This window comes from Synechococcus sp. CBW1004, from assembly GCF_015840715.1.
Taxonomy (GTDB): Bacteria; Cyanobacteriota; Cyanobacteriia; order PCC-6307; family Cyanobiaceae; genus Cyanobium.
Map to the genome: position 1 here is coordinate 868,391 of NZ_CP060397.1, position 16,526 is coordinate 884,916.

19 protein-coding genes and 2 pseudogenes are annotated in these 16,526 nt (G+C 62.2%); 12 read left to right on the top strand and 9 right to left on the bottom strand.

Annotated elements, in window-relative coordinates; all coding sequences use genetic code 11:
* Nucleotides 1–19: 19 nt before the first annotated feature.
* Both H8F25_RS04130 and H8F25_RS04135 read left to right on the top strand, forming a co-directional pair.
* Complete coding sequence (locus H8F25_RS04130; RefSeq protein WP_197212129.1) at nt 20–298, top strand: galactose oxidase; 279 nt, start codon at nt 20–22, stop codon at nt 296–298.
* Nucleotides 295–579, top strand: coding sequence for a DUF1651 domain-containing protein (locus H8F25_RS04135; RefSeq protein ID WP_197212130.1), 285 nt, complete (start codon nt 295–297; stop codon nt 577–579). Before H8F25_RS04130 ends, H8F25_RS04135 begins: the two co-directional genes overlap by 4 nt.
* Nucleotides 580–585: 6 nt before the next feature.
* On the opposite strand, the gene H8F25_RS04140 is transcribed toward H8F25_RS04135, so the two are convergent.
* Together H8F25_RS04140 and H8F25_RS04145 are read right to left on the bottom strand one after the other, a co-directional pair.
* On the bottom strand, nt 586–1,143 hold the full coding sequence (locus H8F25_RS04140; protein WP_197212131.1) for a DUF924 family protein: 558 nt from the start codon (nt 1,141–1,143) through the stop codon (nt 586–588).
* Nucleotides 1,143–1,439 carry an MTH1187 family thiamine-binding protein gene (locus tag H8F25_RS04145; RefSeq protein ID WP_197212132.1) on the bottom strand — a complete coding sequence of 99 codons (297 nt, stop codon included), beginning with the start codon at nt 1,437–1,439 and terminating at the stop codon, nt 1,143–1,145. The genes H8F25_RS04140 and H8F25_RS04145 overlap by 1 nt, the downstream gene beginning before the upstream one ends.
* A gap of 53 nt (nt 1,440–1,492) precedes the next feature.
* On the opposite strand from H8F25_RS04145, the gene H8F25_RS04150 reads away from it, so the two are divergent.
* Entirely contained in the window at nt 1,493–1,942 is a 450-nt protein-coding gene (locus H8F25_RS04150; RefSeq protein ID WP_197212133.1) for a CopD family protein, read from the top strand.
* Between the two features lie 27 nt (nt 1,943–1,969).
* Here H8F25_RS04150 and H8F25_RS18085 read toward each other — a convergent pair whose 3' ends face one another.
* Complete coding sequence (locus H8F25_RS18085) at nt 1,970–2,113, bottom strand: VOC family protein (RefSeq protein ID WP_370525812.1); 144 nt, start codon at nt 2,111–2,113, stop codon at nt 1,970–1,972.
* Between the two features lie 278 nt (nt 2,114–2,391).
* Nucleotides 2,392–2,634, bottom strand: coding sequence for a hypothetical protein (locus tag H8F25_RS04160; RefSeq protein ID WP_197212134.1), 243 nt, complete (start codon nt 2,632–2,634; stop codon nt 2,392–2,394).
* A gap of 158 nt (nt 2,635–2,792) precedes the next feature.
* Here H8F25_RS04160 and H8F25_RS04165 point away from each other — a divergent pair, with 158 nt between their 5' ends.
* From H8F25_RS04165 to H8F25_RS04180, 4 genes and pseudogenes are all read left to right on the top strand, one after another.
* Nucleotides 2,793–2,972, top strand: a complete 180-nt coding sequence (locus H8F25_RS04165; RefSeq protein ID WP_197212135.1) for a hypothetical protein — start codon at nt 2,793–2,795, stop codon at nt 2,970–2,972.
* 151 nt (nt 2,973–3,123) lie between these two features.
* On the top strand, nt 3,124–3,963 hold the full coding sequence (locus tag H8F25_RS04170; RefSeq protein WP_197212136.1) for a cupin domain-containing protein: 840 nt from the start codon (nt 3,124–3,126) through the stop codon (nt 3,961–3,963).
* A gap of 8 nt (nt 3,964–3,971) precedes the next feature.
* Nucleotides 3,972–4,235 carry a DUF3136 domain-containing protein gene (locus H8F25_RS04175; RefSeq protein ID WP_197212137.1) on the top strand — a complete coding sequence of 88 codons (264 nt, stop codon included), beginning with the start codon at nt 3,972–3,974 and terminating at the stop codon, nt 4,233–4,235.
* Between the two features lie 81 nt (nt 4,236–4,316).
* Nucleotides 4,317–5,074 (top strand): annotated as a pseudogene (locus H8F25_RS04180) (response regulator).
* Between the two features lie 67 nt (nt 5,075–5,141).
* Here H8F25_RS04180 and H8F25_RS04185 read toward each other — a convergent pair.
* Nucleotides 5,142–6,110, bottom strand: coding sequence for a phycobilisome rod-core linker polypeptide (locus H8F25_RS04185; protein WP_197212138.1), 969 nt, complete (start codon nt 6,108–6,110; stop codon nt 5,142–5,144).
* A gap of 429 nt (nt 6,111–6,539) precedes the next feature.
* Here H8F25_RS04185 and H8F25_RS04190 point away from each other — a divergent pair, with 429 nt between their 5' ends.
* The gene (locus H8F25_RS04190; protein ID WP_197212139.1) at nt 6,540–7,319 is read left to right on the top strand and encodes a PAS domain-containing protein; all 780 of its coding nucleotides are present in this window, start codon (nt 6,540–6,542) and stop codon (nt 7,317–7,319) included.
* A gap of 1,314 nt (nt 7,320–8,633) precedes the next feature.
* On the opposite strand, the gene H8F25_RS04195 is transcribed toward H8F25_RS04190, so the two are convergent.
* Together H8F25_RS04195 and istB are read right to left on the bottom strand one after the other, a co-directional pair.
* Entirely contained in the window at nt 8,634–9,455 is an 822-nt protein-coding gene (locus tag H8F25_RS04195) for a transposase (RefSeq protein WP_197212140.1), read from the bottom strand.
* Nucleotides 9,456–9,773: 318 nt separating this feature from the next.
* The gene (istB, locus tag H8F25_RS04200) at nt 9,774–10,580 is read right to left on the bottom strand and encodes an IS21-like element helper ATPase IstB (protein WP_197212141.1); all 807 of its coding nucleotides are present in this window, start codon (nt 10,578–10,580) and stop codon (nt 9,774–9,776) included.
* A 332-nt stretch (nt 10,581–10,912) separates the two neighbouring features.
* Here istB and H8F25_RS17935 point away from each other — a divergent pair, with 332 nt between their 5' ends.
* Nucleotides 10,913–11,527, top strand: coding sequence for an ISAs1 family transposase (locus tag H8F25_RS17935; RefSeq protein WP_197212142.1), 615 nt, complete (start codon nt 10,913–10,915; stop codon nt 11,525–11,527).
* The gene (locus H8F25_RS17940) at nt 11,524–12,069 is read left to right on the top strand and encodes an ISAs1 family transposase (protein ID WP_197212143.1); all 546 of its coding nucleotides are present in this window, start codon (nt 11,524–11,526) and stop codon (nt 12,067–12,069) included. The genes H8F25_RS17935 and H8F25_RS17940 overlap by 4 nt, the downstream gene beginning before the upstream one ends.
* A 41-nt stretch (nt 12,070–12,110) precedes the next feature.
* Here H8F25_RS17940 and H8F25_RS04215 read toward each other — a convergent pair whose 3' ends face one another.
* Nucleotides 12,111–13,661, bottom strand: a complete 1,551-nt coding sequence (locus H8F25_RS04215; protein WP_197210800.1) for an IS5 family transposase — start codon at nt 13,659–13,661, stop codon at nt 12,111–12,113.
* A 154-nt stretch (nt 13,662–13,815) separates the two neighbouring features.
* Between H8F25_RS04215 and H8F25_RS17545 the strand changes: the two are divergent.
* A pseudogene (locus H8F25_RS17545) lies at nt 13,816–14,082 on the top strand (thermonuclease family protein); the annotation flags it as partial.
* A 174-nt stretch (nt 14,083–14,256) separates the two neighbouring features.
* Here the strand turns inward: H8F25_RS17545 and H8F25_RS17550 are convergent.
* Complete coding sequence (locus H8F25_RS17550; RefSeq protein ID WP_197210729.1) at nt 14,257–15,798, bottom strand: IS5 family transposase; 1,542 nt, start codon at nt 15,796–15,798, stop codon at nt 14,257–14,259.
* Nucleotides 15,799–15,964: 166 nt separating this feature from the next.
* Between H8F25_RS17550 and H8F25_RS04225 the strand changes: the two genes are divergently transcribed.
* On the top strand, nt 15,965–16,114 hold the full coding sequence (locus H8F25_RS04225; RefSeq protein WP_197212144.1) for an excalibur calcium-binding domain-containing protein: 150 nt from the start codon (nt 15,965–15,967) through the stop codon (nt 16,112–16,114).
* The last annotated feature ends 412 nt before the right edge of the window (nt 16,115–16,526 follow it).

A 16,526-nucleotide genomic window follows, 5' to 3' on the forward strand; every position in this document is an offset into this window, starting at 1 on the left:
TACTTGTTGAGGAGTTGTCATGGTGCCGGTCCCGCTCTCAGGGCTGCAGCCCTCTCGCGACGAGGCGATCGAGGAGTGGCCCTGGCTCGACGAGGCGATCCTGCGTTCTAGCCGCAGCCGCCAGGTCTGCATGACCTGCCACTTCTTCCGGCACCACCCGGGGCCCAACTGCATCCCCCAGCTGGCCTGCCATCTGCACCAGGGGCTGATCGCCCATGGCGACCACCTCACCCATCGCTGCAGTGGCTGGACGGAGGATCTTCACCGCCAGCGGGGCTGGGCGCCGGAAGTGGCGTGAGCAAAGGGGCCCGGAGGCGACCGCCGCTGTCGCCCCGTGAGGCGTGGATCAGCGACGGTCGGCAGGTGCTGCACTTCCGGCCCACCCTCTGGGATCGCTGGAGCCAGCGGCTCGAGATCACCAGCGGTGAGCTGTTGCCCGATCAGCCGGTGCCGCTGCTCAAGCGCCGGTGGGAGCTCAGCAGGGAGGAGGCCCTCAGGCTCTGGGCAGAAAAGCGCCAGCAGGGCTGGCAGCCCTGTGAACCCCAGTGGCTGCCGCCTCCCGCCCCGGCTGAGCGCTGAACTGCTTCAGAAGCGGGAGCCCGGCGTCTGCAGGAAGGCCAGCTCCTCCGCGCTCGACACCCGCCCGAGGGCAGCATTGCGGTGGGGGAAGCGGCCAAAGCGGGCGATCACATCCCGGTGCCGACGGGCGAAGTCGGCGGTGCGGGGATCGCTGAACCGCTCGAACAGCGGCAGCGCCGCTTCCTGCACCGCCATGTCTTCGCTGTGCATCAGGGGCATCAGCCAGAACTGCCGCCGCGTCTGCTCCACTTCCTCCTCCAGCCAGCCCTTCTCCACCGCGCACAGGCTCAGCGACTGGGCCTGGGGATCGCCCGCGAAGGCCATGGCGGTCTCGCGCCAGATCTGGCGGGGGAACTGATCGAGCAGCAGCACCAGGGCGAGGCCCCCGGTCGGCTCCGTGCTCCAGGCGTCGAGCTCGCCGGCAAGCGCCTGGCGGGTGAGCCCGAGGAAGCGATCCCGCACCAGCGCGTCGAAGGCCGGGTCCTTGGCAAACCACTGGCGCGGCCGGGTCTCGCCAAACCAGAACACGAGAACCTCGCCAGTTTGGTCCCGCTGGCCTGGCATCACAGCAGCGCCTGCACGCTGGCCACCTTGTCCTCCAGGCTCTGATCCTTATCTGTACGGGTATTGATCTTGACCGTCGTGTAAACGCGGGGACAGCCCATGGTGTGCACCGCCTGGTGGCAAGCCTCGATCGCGGCGAACACCGGCTCCCACTCGCCCTCGATGGCGGTGCCGTTGGGATGCAGCTGAATCTTGAGCCTGACGTTGGTGAGCACCTTCTCGCAGGCGGCGACGTAGGGCGCGAGGTGCACGCCCACGCCGATCGGCACCACGCACAGATCCACGATCACCTTCATGGCGAACCCCGCTTGATTGCATCCATCGTGGGAGCAGTTGCCCGGGTCCTGACATGTCCGTGTTCCCGCTGCTGGTGATCGTCCATGCCCTGGCCGCGACGGTTTGGACCGGCGGGCATCTGGTGCTGGACCTCGGGGTGCTGCCAAGGGCGCTGCGGGCACAAAGCGCGGCCGAGATCCGCGGCTTCGAGGAGGTCTTTGAGCCGCTGGGTCTCACGGCCCTGGCCATCCAGGTGGTGACGGGGGTGTGGATGGCCTGGAACTACCTGCCGGGCTTCCGGGGGCTGTTCAGCCCGGCCAACCCGATCGGAATGCTGGTGGGCGTGAAGCTGCTGCTGCTGGCCGCCACAGCCGCCCTGGCGATCCACGCCCGGCTGCGGCTGATTCCCAACCTCAGCGACGCCAACCTCACCGGCCTGGCCTGGCACATCCGCGGCATCACCGCGCTGGCGATCGCCTTTGTGGTGGTGGGTGCCCTGATCCGGCTGGGTGGGCTGGGCTGAGCCGGAGTTCCCGCCAAGGGTGGGGCTTCACGAGGCAGGCAACACCAGCAACAGCAGGCGGTTGCCCTCCGGATCCAGCAGCCAGGCCTCAGCGCCGAATGGTTCCTGGCGCGGTGGATCTTCTGAGGTGGCGCCCAGATCCAGAGCCGTGGTGATCCAGGCCTGGAGCATGGCAACGGTGCCCGGCCCATCGGTCTGGCGTTGCAGGCACAGCGCCAGGCGACCCTGCTGGCGCGGTTGCGGCCGGTTCCGGGATGGGCGTAAACCTCCAGACATCCGCCGGCCGGCCAGGGCACGCGCCAGTGCGCGGCGCTCATGCCCGGCTGCGGCGCAACGCCCAGCAGAGCGCCATAGAACTGAGCCAGGGCGGCGGGATCGTCGGCGGCCAGCACGAGCGAACTGGTGATCGAGCCGGTGATGGCCGTGGCCTCTGGCTCGGGCATCCCAGATCAGCGGAAGAGGGCTGCATGGCGGGCCATGGTCCGGATGCTGCTGACGGCAGCACTGGGGCCACGGCGCACGCGCACCCGAACGGTGCAATGGGCTGGCCCCATGTGCTCGATCAGGGCCTCGCGGGCCTCGTGCTGCAGCTCCTCCATGGTCGGGGCCGTGATGCGGATGGGCAGGGTTTCGGCCTGAGCTTCCAGATGGCCTGGGCGTTCTGCCACAACGTGGAACACGATCTCTCGCATGGGCTGGGTATGACTGTCTTTCCGACTCCACCCTTGGGCGGCAGTGGCCAAGGTGAGCGTGCCGCCCGATACGGGGAACCGTCTGTTTTGATCCACCACAGAGAGGACCCGCTGGCCTGAGTCCAGCCACGATCGAAGCAGGGCCGCCAAGAGCAGGGATGACAGCCCAGCAGGACCGTCACAGCCGACACCCCCAGGAGAGGGGATCGACCAGCGAGCGGCAGAAGCCTCAACTGCTCGAGACGCTGCAGGACATGGAGCAGCAGCTGCGCCGCCATCCCCCTCTGGAGGATCTGGGGCCGCTGTTCGGGCCGGAGGCACAGGGCCGCCCCTCCTGATCTGGCTCAGATCCGCCAACCCGCCAGGGATAGGAAAGCCTGCAGCCTTGAATGGCGTCTGAGCAAGGCCGCTGCGTCGATGCAGCGAAACACGGGGCAACGCTCGCTACCACGACAGGTACCCGAGGGGGGTTGGCGCCGCATCGCGGCGATGGAAGCATTCGAACTCGGCCCACGGGAGGTGGTGGACCTGGCGTCCATCCCCTGGCTTGCCCTCGCCGAGGTGGGAGTTCAACAGTTTGAGCTCGCCCATCAAGACCCTGTCACCACCTGGGTCCTGCGCTGCTCACCAGGCAGCGAGCTGGATCTCGATCAGTTTGAGGCGTGCAGCGAGATCCTTGTGCTGGAGGGGGATCTGCGTGAAAGTGGATCTGACTATCCGGTCGGCAGCTTCCTGCGGGGGCCATCGTCCTCCCTTCAGGGCTGCGGCTCCCGTGAAGGCTGCGTCCTGCTGCTCCGGCAGGTTGCCGGGGGCGACGAGTCTGAGCCGCTGAGACTCCAGGCTTCTGCAGTGGCGTGGCAGAAGGGGCCGGCACTGGGCCTGCAGGTGATTCCGCTCCACACCACAGACGCCGAGGAGCTCTCCTTGCTGCGTTGGCAGCCCGGTTCCTCCTACGAGCCCCACCGCCACGCCGACTGGGAGGAGATCCTCGTGTTGGAGGGTGTTCTGCAGGATGAACACGGCACCTATGGCCCGGGGACGTGGCTGCGCTACCCCCCCGGCAGTGAGCATCACCCCTGGAGTGATCTGGGTTGCACGATCTGGCTCCGCACCGCGGCGCCCACCAGGCAGCCCTCTTCTCCTGCGACCCAGTCCTTGCCGTCACCGAGCAGAAACCTGATCACACCCCTCAGCGGACAGCCATGGCATGAACATCGGGGCGTCCTCCAGCACCGGCCACGCCGTAAGACCGCCATCGGCATGGCCCGGGAAGAGTTCGCTGAGACCTCCTCCTCTCCCCTTACAGTCCAAAACGGATCCACGCGCTGAGGAGGTCGATGGCCGGTGGATCAGGCAACGGAGGCGGTGAACAATCCGGGCTGACGGTTGGACAGCTGGAGGCCAGCTACCCGATTTACTGCAAAGCCCTCAAGATGCTGATTCAGGAGGAGAAGAAACTCTCCGAGATTCAGCGCACTGTGTGCTGGGACCGACTGGAAAAACTGCATCGCGCCATGCCCAGACAGTACCGGGATCCGTTGATGCACTACAGCATGCTGAAACGCCAGATTGAGGCCCAAGGCTCTGGCGAACGTCACTGAACGTTGCGCAGCCTCGCGCTGCAACGCAGCGACAGCCAGCGTTGATGACATCCAGATCATGCCACTGCGCCTCTGCCTTTGATGTCCGATGAAGCCGCCTCTCCACTGAAGATCCTAGTGGCGGATGATCAGGAGACGATTCGTCAGCTGCTGGCAACCCGCCTGCGTCTGCAGGGCCACCAGCCGGTGATGGCAGGCAATGGGCTTGAGGCCTTAGAGCTGTTCGGCAGTGAGCAGCCAGATCTGGTGATTCTCGATGTGATGATGCCGGAGCTGGATGGCTTTCAGGCCACCGAGCGAATCCGCGCTCAATCGGACGTGCCCATCATTCTGCTGACAGCACTGGATGAGGTGGAACAGCGCATTATGGGGCTGAACCTTGGGCTGATGATTACATGATCAAGCCCTTCAGTCCCAAGGAATTAGAGGTGCGCATCCGCTGCGTGATGCGCCGCTGCACCGCGATCCCAGGAGAAGCGGAAACCATGCCCGCGCGGATGAGTCAGGCTGTGCAGGTCGGCGATCTGAGCATTGACCTCCCCCGGAGACAAGTGTACCGGGACAACGAGCGAATCCGTCTGACGGAGATGGAGTTCAATCTGCTGGTGTTGCTTCTCAAGCAGGCCGGAACAGCGATCCAACGACAAGAGATGCTCGAGAAAATCTGGGGCTACACCCCTAAAAGGGCGGTCGACTGCCGTGTCGTGGATGTGCACATTTCACGCCTGCGCGCAAAGCTAGAACTGGATCCGATCAATCCCGAACTGATCCTCACCGTACGCGGTCTTGGATATATGTTCCAGCGCCTCCCCGATGGGCTTGAGATCGCATTCTCCTGATGTCAGAGGCCCCGAGAACGGGGCCTCCTGGCTGTGCTCTGCCGCTGGGAAAGGCCTGGATAGGCGATCAGCTCACCACCACATTGGTGACGCGCCCCAGCGCGTTGGCACGCTTGAGGGCCTCATTCATCCGGGTGAGGGGAACGCGGATCACGTAGTCGCCGCTGCGGACGTAGTCCTGGGCGACCACCCCGGAGACACTGATCGTGACGGTGCGCGAGCCACGGCCGCGGAAGCCGGAGCCGCCGAGGCGGACCGATTCGCGGTCGCTGCGGGCCGGAGACTGGCGGGCACCGCTGTCGAGGGCGCCCTCATACAGGCCCTGGGCCTCGGAGACGACGGCCCGGTAGGGCCCCTCGGTGCTGATGTGGCTGTAATCGGTGATCGGGCGGATGAAGCTGCTGCCCAGGGAGACGGGCGGCAGCGCGCCGGGGACCGGCATCGCCCGGTTCTGGTGCAGCGCCCGGTTCAACGCCGCCTGGCGACCGGAGCTGGATCCCTTCACCGACGCTGCAGCACCGCGGGCCAGCTGCATCAGCCACGAGAACTGGCGACCCTCATGGCCGATCGAATAGCCCCAGCCGTGCAGGTATGGCACCACATCGTTACCGAACCGATCCTGGTATTCGGCGCTGTCGATGTAGGAGTCGATCTCGGCGTCGTAGCCCTGCTCCTGGAGGATGGTGAAGTGGTGCAGCATCTCCTCGCGGTTGTGAGGAGCGCGGCCGAGCAGGTGCTTGTGGTTCAGCTCAATGAAGCGGTAAGCGTTGCAGTGCTCAAAGAACTTGGCGCGATACAGCGCGCTCTTGGCCACCGTCCGCACTAGCTCACGGACATTCAGATAGCCATCGCGGAAGAGGGATTCAGCCCCCTTGAGCCGTTCGCTGCTCATCAGGTACTGCTGGCCGAGCACCTGCCGATACACGGAACGAAGGATAATGTCCTTGGCTTCTGCTGAGGCGACCGACCAGCTTTCCTTGTCTCGATCATTGGCAAAGCGTTCAATGCCAAGTTCTGCGGCGCGAACGAGGGTCATGTGTTCAGGGATCAGTGAGACGACAGGTGCTGCAAATCTGCCTGCATCGTGACGTCAACGCACAGACTGGATGGCCGCACGATGACAACTCCGACTGCTGGAGATCAATAGGCGAAAAACCTGTCAGGAAACCCTAGCCATGGCTCGGTGAACAGCACAGAATCGTTACAAACGACACTCCGGCGCTTGCGCCCAGGGCCAGGCGCCCCGTTGTGCGGTCCACTGGGCCCGGGCACCTCCGCCGGCGCCACGCCACTCACGCGAACCGCGCCCCCCGGGGCGGCGGCTCGGTTTGGGGCCGTTCTGTCTGTCAGGGGAGAGGGACGTCGCTTGGCCTGGCAAGGCTCCGATGCTCCGACCCATCGTCTGCCGAGCGCCTGCCCATGCAGGCCATCACGGCTAAAACGACTGCACAGGACATGGATGTCGATGTCACGGCTGGAGGAGACCGCCTCGGTCGTTCCCCGCTGTCCCTGGGATGCAGGGGAGGGGTTTCTGCTGCTTCCTGGAGATGGGCTCATCCTGGCCACGGGGGATGGGCGGATCAGCTACTTCGATCACCGGGCCCAGCAGACGGTGGGGAAGCCGGAGCCCTTCCACTGCGGTGATCCGCTGGATCTGATCTGGCCTGAACTGGCGGAGGCGTTGGAAGCCCATTCCAACGCGATCAGTGAGGGGCCACTCGACACCCGGTTGCCCTGTGGTGCCGGCGTGCAGACGGTGCGGCTGTTCCGCTCGGACGGCGGGATCGGAATCGTGCTGCTGGCCAATCGCGATGCCCCGGACAACAGCAGCTCGGATCAGCAACTGCTGATGCACCAGAGCATCCTTCGTCATGTCCGTGATGCGGTGATTGTGACGACGGCCGAGCCCGTGGACCCTCCCGGCCCGGTGATCGTCTATGCCAATCCTGCGGCACTCCGGCAGACGGGCTATCGCGCGGCTGAGCTGCTGGGCCGCAGTCCGAGGATTTTCCAGGGCCCGCTGACGGATCGCGACGCCCTCTTCTCTTTCCATCAGGCGATGCGGCACTGGCAGCCGACGCGGCAGAAGGTGTTGAACTACCGCAAGAACGGCTCGACCTTCTGGGTGGAGATCGACATCGCCCCTCTGGCGGATCGGGATGGTTGGTACACCTTCTGGGTGTCTGTGCAGCGCGAATGCGACTCACCCGCCCGGCACGCTGCTGGTGGACCGATCACGGGATGAGACTGCGTTCGGATCGGCCTCGTCGTCAGCCATGAGGCCCACAACAAAGCCCGGAGCGTTGGCCCCGGGCATTTGCCTGCTCAGCCGTGGTGCCGTCCCAAGGGGGTCGGGCGCAGCTGTGCGGTCGGTTGATCGTCAGACCAGGGTGTCTTTGGTTGTGGGGCGGAGCTGCCGGCGCTGGCACCTGGGGCCAGGTGTCGAGTGGGACGTTCCGTTTGGTCCGGGGCACCTGGGACGGTGCAATGGACGGCGTGTGTCCCCTCCAGGAAATGACACGCCAAGAACGTCAGAGATCCGTCGAGAAGTGTTGGAGCAGGGGCCGGATCGTCAGCGCGCTCCTGTCTGCTGCTCAGGGGGGGTGTCTTCCATCTGTGGAGCCTCCGAATCCCGTTGCAGCCACGATGCTCCCGCCGGCCAGGGCCAGCAGCGGTTGCAGCGGCTTCGACACCGGTCTTCACTGCGGGCAACGGGGCTTCATGAAGCGGTCTTCACCAGGAGGTTGGAGACTTCTCCCGCTGATCGGCCAGGCGGTTCGCAAAACCGCCAGTTTCACGGCGGGAACAGGCACCTCGCAGCGCCCCCACCACCAGGCGGATGGCCTAACTTGTGATTGAGGGGAGGCCCGGGAGCCAACCCGACCCTCACCCTCCCAAAGAGTCCGGCCAGGGATCACCCGAGCCGGTGTGCACAGAGGAGGTGCGCCAACGATGCGACACACAACAGGTGAACTCGGTGACGCGGCGCGAACGCCATCCCGTAACCGCAGAGAGCGATACGCCAGTTCTGATTCCCGCGTGTTGAACCCCCGAGCTGCATAACTTGGGACGGGATCACAGCCGAGAAGGTCAAGCCCCGAGCATCTCTTCTCCCAGACGTGATCTGCATTCCTTTCCTGCTAGGCCCAAGACAGGTCATGCGTGAACGACAGACACCCGACCGGTAGTCCTTGGTGTGAGGACGTGACCGCCGCAACCGGTGCTAAGGCGCCCCTACACGGGGCGCCTTCCTGATGCGCTGCCCCGGAGAGCCATGCAGATCCTGCATCAGGTGCCCAGGCCCTGCAGCCCAGTGGCAGGCTGGGCCGTTGCCTGGTTCGCCTCCCCTGATGCCTTTGCTCCAGCGGTCAGACGCGCTGGTCGGCCTGGCGATCGTTGCCTGCTCCTCAGTCGCGGCCCTGGAACCTACGGGTGCTGCTCCTGGTGCCGGCTACAGGGGGACTCCTGAAAAAGATTCTCGGCCCATCGGCGCCGAATTCGTCCGTTTGCTTCGCGTTAATCAGGCCGGCAAGCGCCGTGACATCAAGTGGGCCAGATCTCAAAAGTCTGGCTTGCAGATGACCGCAGGAGCTCTGATCGCTGACCAGGCCATAAGAAAGCTGTAGATCCACCCAAAAAGAAGGGCAAAAAAGAGGCGCAGCAGCCTCAAGACCTTTTCCGCGCACATCACGACAAAGGCCATTGAGATGGAGGATTCGGCACCAGCTGGTAGACGAACCATGATCAGATCCAGGGAATACTTGCGCTTTCCATATCCAAAGACGCCTTCCACTTCATTGCGTCGAGCTTGATCAGATCGGAGCTGCTGCTTGTGTGCAGTGGTGACATCAGGATCCTTGGGCGGGCGGCCCAATCGCTTGCCGGAGAGGCGAATACCGTTCCTCATGCAGAAATGCCTATTCTTGGCCGTGATATAAATCCGGTCGGCGCAGATGCGCTCTGGGTAAGGTCCTGTATCCAGCTTGTATTTTTCCGCCTGAGCGATCAGGTCTTCTCCTTCGTTGTAGGGGTTCCAGCTGATGCGGTGCAAGAACGGAAAGCCGTTTTGAACCGAAACACTGATTTTGGCACCAAACTCCACCGCAGCACGTGCTTTGCCTCGCACCATTGGGCGGATATGGGTCTGCACAAGATTCACCAGGCGGTCTGGAATGCTGTTGGTCTGAGAGGCGAGCAGAAGGCCCTGCTGCCGCTCCAACTCGCTGCAGGCCAACAACTTCTGCCACCAATGCCTCTTGAGCTCAGAAAGCCTTGCCCCACAGCCGATCAGAGCATCAATGGCTTTGAGATTCTGCCGCACATATCCAAGCTGATGTTTAATGGCAGCCTTCACTTTTCGGCGGCGTGTGATCCGCGTCAACCCCCTTGGCCGTTTCGCGACAACCAAGTTGGCCGGTGAGAGTCCCTGATCGCCCCCAGGTTGTCGCCGGCGACAACCTGGGGGCGGCGACATGAAAACTGAGCCACCTGCCTGCCAGAAGTCCGATCAGCACTGGCTTTTCGTGTTCGGCAGCAGACGACAACCCGGTTGGCCGGTACCGCTGGTGACTCTCCGCCCCAACCTCTGGCGGAGCGCACGAGCCGGCGGACCCCATAGTCCGCCGGCAGCGCGGAGCTCACCACCGGGGGCTGCGCTGATCGGCGCCAGGTTGTCGCCTCGCGTCAATGTCTCCTCGCCCTATCCCTGCTCCTTGCGCCGCCTCCCTGCGCGGCGTTCGGCATCGGCGCGGCGGTGGCTGTCGCCGCCGATCTCGACGATGTGGCAGTGATGCACCAGCCGATCCACCGCCGCGACGGTCATCGAGCTGCTGGGGAAGATCTCATCCCAGGCCGTGAACGGCTGATTGGCGGTGATCAGCAGCGATCGGCGCTCGTAGCGGTGGCAGATCAGCTCAAACAGCACACTGCTCTCCTGCTCATCGCGCCGCACATAGCCGATGTCATCGATCAGCAGCAGCGGGTAGCGATCCAGCCGCTCCAGTGCCTGCGGCAGGTTGTAGTCGGCGCGGGCCTTCTGCAGCTCCTGCACCAGTGCCGTGGCTGGGTAAAAGCGGCAGGGCTGATCCAACGCAATCTGCGCCAGGACGATGCCGATCGCCAGATGGGTCTTGCCGACGCCGCTGGGGCCGAACAACAGCACGTTCTCACCCCGCTGCAGCCATTCGCTCTGGTGGGTCAGCCCCTCCAGCTCCTGCCATGGGCCGGCCTCGATTCTGCCGCTGTGGTCATAGTCCGCGAGCGCCTTGCTCCAGGGCAGCTGGGCCGAACGCAGCAGCCGTTGCTGGCGGGCCTGCTGGCGCTGCTCCACCTCCTGCTCGCAGAGGGAATAGAGAAATTGGCTGTGGCTCCAGCCCTCGGTCTCAGCTTGCGAGGCGATGCTCTGCCAGTGGGAGCGGATCCGTGCCAGCCGCAGCTGCCGCAACAGGATCGGCAGGGCGGCCTCCGCTGCCTGGGGCCTTGGCACGGAGGACGAGGAGATCGTCATAGCTCTGCAGGGGGTGTTGAGGGATGCGTTGCGTGGGCAGGGGGCGATGGGGCGGCAACCGGAAGCGTTGCTGCAGCGCCGCCAGCGACAGCCCCTGCCGTTGGTGGGCCTTTTCCAGCCAGGTCAGAACTGGCTCGTAACCGGCCAGCCGGCAGCCCACGTAGGGACTCCTGAAAAAGATTCTCGGCCCATCGGCGCCGAATTCGTCCGTTTGCTTCGCGTTAATCAGGCCGGCAAGCGCCGTGACATCAGGGCCCATTAGAAGTCTGTCCCAGTAGCCCTGGCGGGGCCTCTGCCGCAGCGGTTTGCTGGTCAGGTCTTGCCTCTCACCGTTGGCCACGCCACTCCTGAACCCTGCTGCTGCAACCGATCTGATCAGCTTCCTCAAGGCGCTGCCCGACTGCCGCATGCGGCGCGGGGTGCGCTTCCCGCATTGGTGGATGCTGCTGGTGGCGATCCTGGCCATCCTGAGCAACCAGGGTTCGCTGATGGGGATGGAGCGATTCGCCAAGCGGCATCGCAAGACCCTCAACGAGCTGCTCGGTACCCACATCGCCAAGCCGCCGTCGGACTCGACCTTCCGGTTGCTGCTGGCTCAGCTTGATGTGGAGGGCTTTGAGAACCTGCTGCAGCAGTGGATGGCATCCCAGCCAGGCGTGACTGAGTCCGTCGAGACCCTGGTCTGCGACGGCAAGACGCTGCGGGGCTCCATCGCTGAGAACGCTTCCGGCGCAGCGCGTTTCATTGCCCAGGTGAGCCTCTACTCGAACACGCTGGGCGTGGCGATCGCCCAGAGCACCTACGCCACCGACGCCGGCGGAGAAATCGCGACCCTGCGGCAGCTCCTCGATCGCGTGGAGCTGGAAGGACTTTTGGTTCAAGCGGACGCGCTGCATGCGAACCGCCCTTTTTCCTCTACCTCGAGCAGCGTGGCGCCGACTTCATGATCGCGGTCAAGCACAGTCGCCGCAAGGGGTTTCGGATGATCCGCGATCGGCTGACCTACGGCCGGCAGGTGCCGTTTCAGACCAGCAAGCGAGAACGCAAACGCGGCCGTGATCTCACCTGGACCCTGCGCGGCATGCCGGCTCCCCCGTGGGTAGTGGAGAACTGGCCAGGCAGCGCCACGATCCTGGCGGTCCGCTGCAAGGGCATCCGCGAGGGCGAGCCCATCGATGAGACCCATTACTACGTCACGAGTCTCAGGACAACGGCGCTGGCTCTGCTGCAGCACGTCCGCGACCGCTGGTCCATCGAGAATTCCTGGCACTGGCCCCGCGACACCCAGCTCAGGGAAGACGCGCATCGCTACCGCGAGTCCAATGGCGTTCGCATCCTGGCCACGCTCCGCAGCCTGGCGATGAATGCCCTGCGCCTGGGTGACTTCTGGTCCATCACCGAGGGCCTTGCCGCTCTGGCCCATGACGTCAGGGGACTTCTGGCACTGCTGGGTTGGCGAGAACCGGCTCAGACACTCAGTTCGGCTTGACTTCTAATGAGCCCTGGCCGTGACATCAAGTGGGCCAGATCTCAAAAGTCTGGCTTGCAGATGACCGCAGGAGCTCTGATCGCTGACCAGGCCATAAGAAAGCTGTAGATCCACCCAAAAAGAAGGGCAAAAAAGAGGCGCAGCAGCCTCAAGACCTTTTCCGCGCACATCACGACAAAGGCCATTGAGATGGAGGATTCGGCACCAGCTGGTAGACGAACCATGATCAGATCCAGGGAATACTTGCGCTTTCCATATCCAAAGACGCCTTCCACTTCATTGCGTCGAGCTTGATCAGATCGGAGCTGCTGCTTGTGTGCAGTGGTGACATCAGGATCCTTGGGCGGGCGGCCCAATCGCTTGCCGGAGAGGCGAATACCGTTCCTCATGCAGAAATGCCTATTCTTGGCCGTGATATAAATCCGGTCGGCGCAGATGCGCTCTGGGTAAGATCCTGTATCCAGCTTGTATTTTTCCGCCTGAGCGATCAGGTCTTCTCCTTCGTTGTAGGGGTTCCAGCTGATGCGGTGCAAGAACGGAAAGCCGTTTTGAACCGAAACACTGATTTTGGCACCAAACTCCACCGCAGCACGTGCTTTGCCTCGCACCATTGGGCGGATATGGGTCTGCACAAGATTCACCAGGCGGTCTGGAATGCTGTTGGTCTGAGAGGCGAGCAGAAGGCCCTGCTGCCGCTCCAACTCGCTGCAGGCCAACAACTTCTGCCACCAATGCCTCTTGAGCTCAGAAAGCCTTGCCCCACAGCCGATCAGAGCATCAATGGCTTTGAGATTCTGCCGCACATATCCAAGCTGATGTTTAATGGCAGCCTTCACTTTTCGGCGGCGTGGCCGTTTTTGCTTCGCCACTCTCAGGAAATGAGCACGAGCAAGGCCACGGTCGTAGCGAGGTCGATGTCTCCTGAATCCCGATGACTGACTGCACAGATCATCAATGACTCGCTCGGTCGTTGTGCGAGCCTCGCTGAGGAGCCTGAGGTCTCTGGGATAGGTAATGTCGGCAGGAGTGCAACTAGCATCAATCGTGAGAGTGCCCCAATTCTTTCCTTCTGGCCAGTCAGCAGGCTTGATCAACGCATCAAGTTCCAGCTGAGCGCCTCCTCCTCTGGAATCAGGATCATCATGGTCGTCATCGTCTGCTACCTGAGCAAGTGCTTCCAGAAGGATCTCTTTGCCGCGCTGCACCACCAGCTCATTGATACGGCGCAGATCCTCGTCAGAAAAGCGTTTGCGAAAATGCACCATCATCGAGGCATCAAACGGTGCCTTGGCTGTGTAACCCGCAAAGCCGAGAAAGAACTGCATATAGGCGTTCTCTCTGATCTGATGGACAGTCTCTTCGTCGGTTAACCCCAACTTCTGTTTGATGTAGAGAGCACCAAAGGCCATCCGCACTGATTTGGCTGGAGCGCCAATTGTGGCGTTGAATTGAGGGGCATAGGCTTGTTCCAGCTCATCCCATGGCATCAGCCCCTCCAGTTGAACCCAGCGATTCTCGGGATCAAGTGTGCCGCCAAATGGCAGGTGGAACTCCTTGATTGAGATCTGACCGTTATTGTGCCTCCGGTACATCTGGAGTGATCAGGAGTAAAGGCAATCACGGATTGCCTGGTTCACGGCCATTTTAGCGGCTTCTCATGCTTGAGACCAGCCGCGGCGCAATGGATCTGGATTTTTCAGGAGTCCCTACAGGGCCACGGTCATTTCCGTCGGGGATGGCGACACCTTGCGGGTCAGCAACGCCGGCCGCCCAATCACCATCCGGCTGGCCTGCATCGACGCCCCCGAGACGGCGCAGAGCCCCTATGGCCAGCAGTCCCGCGCCTACCTGCAGCAGCGCCTGCCCCCTGGCCGCCAGGTGAGCATCCTTCCCCACACCACCGACCGCTACGGCCGCACCGTCGCCGAGGTGATCAGCGACATCAACATCAACCTGGAGATGGTGGAAGACGGCCAGGCGTTCGCCTATCGCCGCTACCTGAGCGGCTGCAACGCCAAGGAGTACCTCGATGCCGAATACCGGGCCAGTCGGCACCGCTATGGGGTGTGGCAGGTGCAAGGAGGGACTCCTGAAAAACGACTCGCGTGCCTCACTGGGGCAAGCCGACGAACAGGGGTGATGGCAGCTCGAATCCGCGGCTTTACAGCAACCGGCGATTCGGCTGCCTCAAACTGGCAAATGCTTCTTGGCGCCACCAAGAGCCAGCCAAGACGTTGTAACGCACAAAAACCAGGAATAAATCGCGACAAAAAAGAGGCGGAGGAGCCTCAGGATCTTCTCGGCACACATCACCAGGAATGCCATCGAGATCGTCGTTTCTGCACCCTGAGGCAGGCGAGCCATGATCAACTGAAGTGAATACTTGCGCTTCCCTGAACCAAAGACACCCTCAACCTCGTTTCGCTTGCGCTGGTCAGCGCTGAGCTGCTGCTTGTGCACAGCGTTGACTCCTGGATCCTTCGGTGGCCTCCCAAGTCGTTTGCCAGATAGTCGGATATTGTTCCTCGTACAGAAGTTTCGATTCTTAGTGTTGATGTAGATGCGATCGGCGCAGATGCGCTCAGGGTAGCAGCCATGCTCTCGCTTGTACTTCTTGGCTTGTGAAATCAAGTCTTCGGACTCATTGTACGGATCCCAGCTGATCCTGTGAAGGAAGGCAAAGCCATTGCGCACGGAAACACTAATTTTGGCACCAAACTCAAAAGCGGCTCTTGCTTTGCCACGAGCAATGGGGCGAACATGTCGCTGAATCAAGTTGACGATGCGGTCGGGCATGCTGCGTGTCTTGGAGTACAGCAAGATCGTCTGCTGTCGGTGCAGCTCACTGATCACGAGAAGCTTCTTCCACCAATGCGTCTTGAGACCCGAAAGGCTTGCGCCAGAGGCGATCAGGGCATCGATGGCATCAAGATTGCGCTGCAGGTAGTCGAGCTGGCGGCGTATTGCGGCTTTTGTTTTGCGACGACGTGGCTTTTTCTGCTTGGCGACATTGAGGAAAGCAGCACGCGCCCTGCCTCGATCATATCGAGGCTTATGCTTACGCAGATCTGGGTGCTGACTGCGCAGATCATCAATGATTCGTTCGGTTGACTCCCTCGCCTCATTGAGTAGCTTCAGATCAGTGGGATAGGTGATGTCGGCTGGCGTGCAAGAGGCATCGATGGTCAATGTTCCCCAGTTCTTGTCCTCGGGCCAATCTGCTGGCTTCACGAAATCGTCAATGGAGATCTGGGTTCCAGCATCAACACTTGGATCGTCGGGGTGGTCGTCATCTTGCCGTGACGACACAGCCTCGATCACCATGGCCTTACCGCGTTCTGCAATCAGTTCGTTGATCCGCTTGAGGTCATCCTCTGAGAAACGCTTGCGGAAATGCACCATCATCGACGGGTCGAATGGTGATTTACTGGTGTAGCCGGCAAAACCCAAAAAATACTGCATGTATGCATTTTCTCGGATCTGCTCGACGGTTTCCTCATCGCTCAAGCCAAGGCGCTGCTTAATGAACAGCGCACCAAATGCCAATCTCACAGACTTCGCGGGGGCACCAGTCGTGGGGCTGAACTGAGGGGCATACGTTTCTTCCAGCTCTTCCCATGGCATCAGAGAGGAGAAGATCACCCAGCGGTTGTCCGGGTCCAATGTTCCGCCAAAAGGGAGATGGAACGCCTCGATTGAAAGCTGCCCGTTATGGTGTTTCCGGTACATCTACTGGGTTGAACAGTTGCAGCAATCATCGATTGCCCCTTGCAAGGCCAGTTTAGCGAGCCTCGACCGCTGAAACCAGCTGCGCTGCAGTCGATCTGGCTTTTTCAGGAGTCCCCAAGGAGGTATCACTCGCCCTTGGGACTTCCGCCATGGGCGCAGCGCTGCCGTGACACCGGATGGCACCACGCCCGGTGGCCGCCGCTATCGCTGCAAGGAGATCGGTTCCTACGCCCGAGCCCAGGAGCTGCTGCACCAGGGGCACACCTATCTGGACAGCAACGACGATGGGGAGGCCTGTGAGTCCTTACGCCGTTGAGGTCCACCTGGAATAGCTTCCATTCGAGAACCTCCACCCAACAGCACAAATGACTGCCCGGGTGGCGTCACTGAACATGCTTTCTTTGGACTAGGAGTGCTCGGGAAAGAACGGCTCTGATTGTGTTCCTCCTGTACCACTCGCGGCACAGATTCATCACCACAAACTGGGTCCAATGCCATTCGCGTGCATTGGGTCGCTCGCAAGAGCCTTGATGGCGTCGCACAAAGTCGCAGAAAAAAGTTTGCGCGACCCCCTTCTCTCCTGGATTTGCGTTATGCCGTAAAATAGCAAAAGCGCTCGACAAATTTGCGTGGGCACAAGATTTCTATACATGCTAGTCAATTGCTTTTGGCGGGATTTAAATATTGCGAGAATCCTGCTCATGGGAGCAATCTTGTAACCGGCGGCC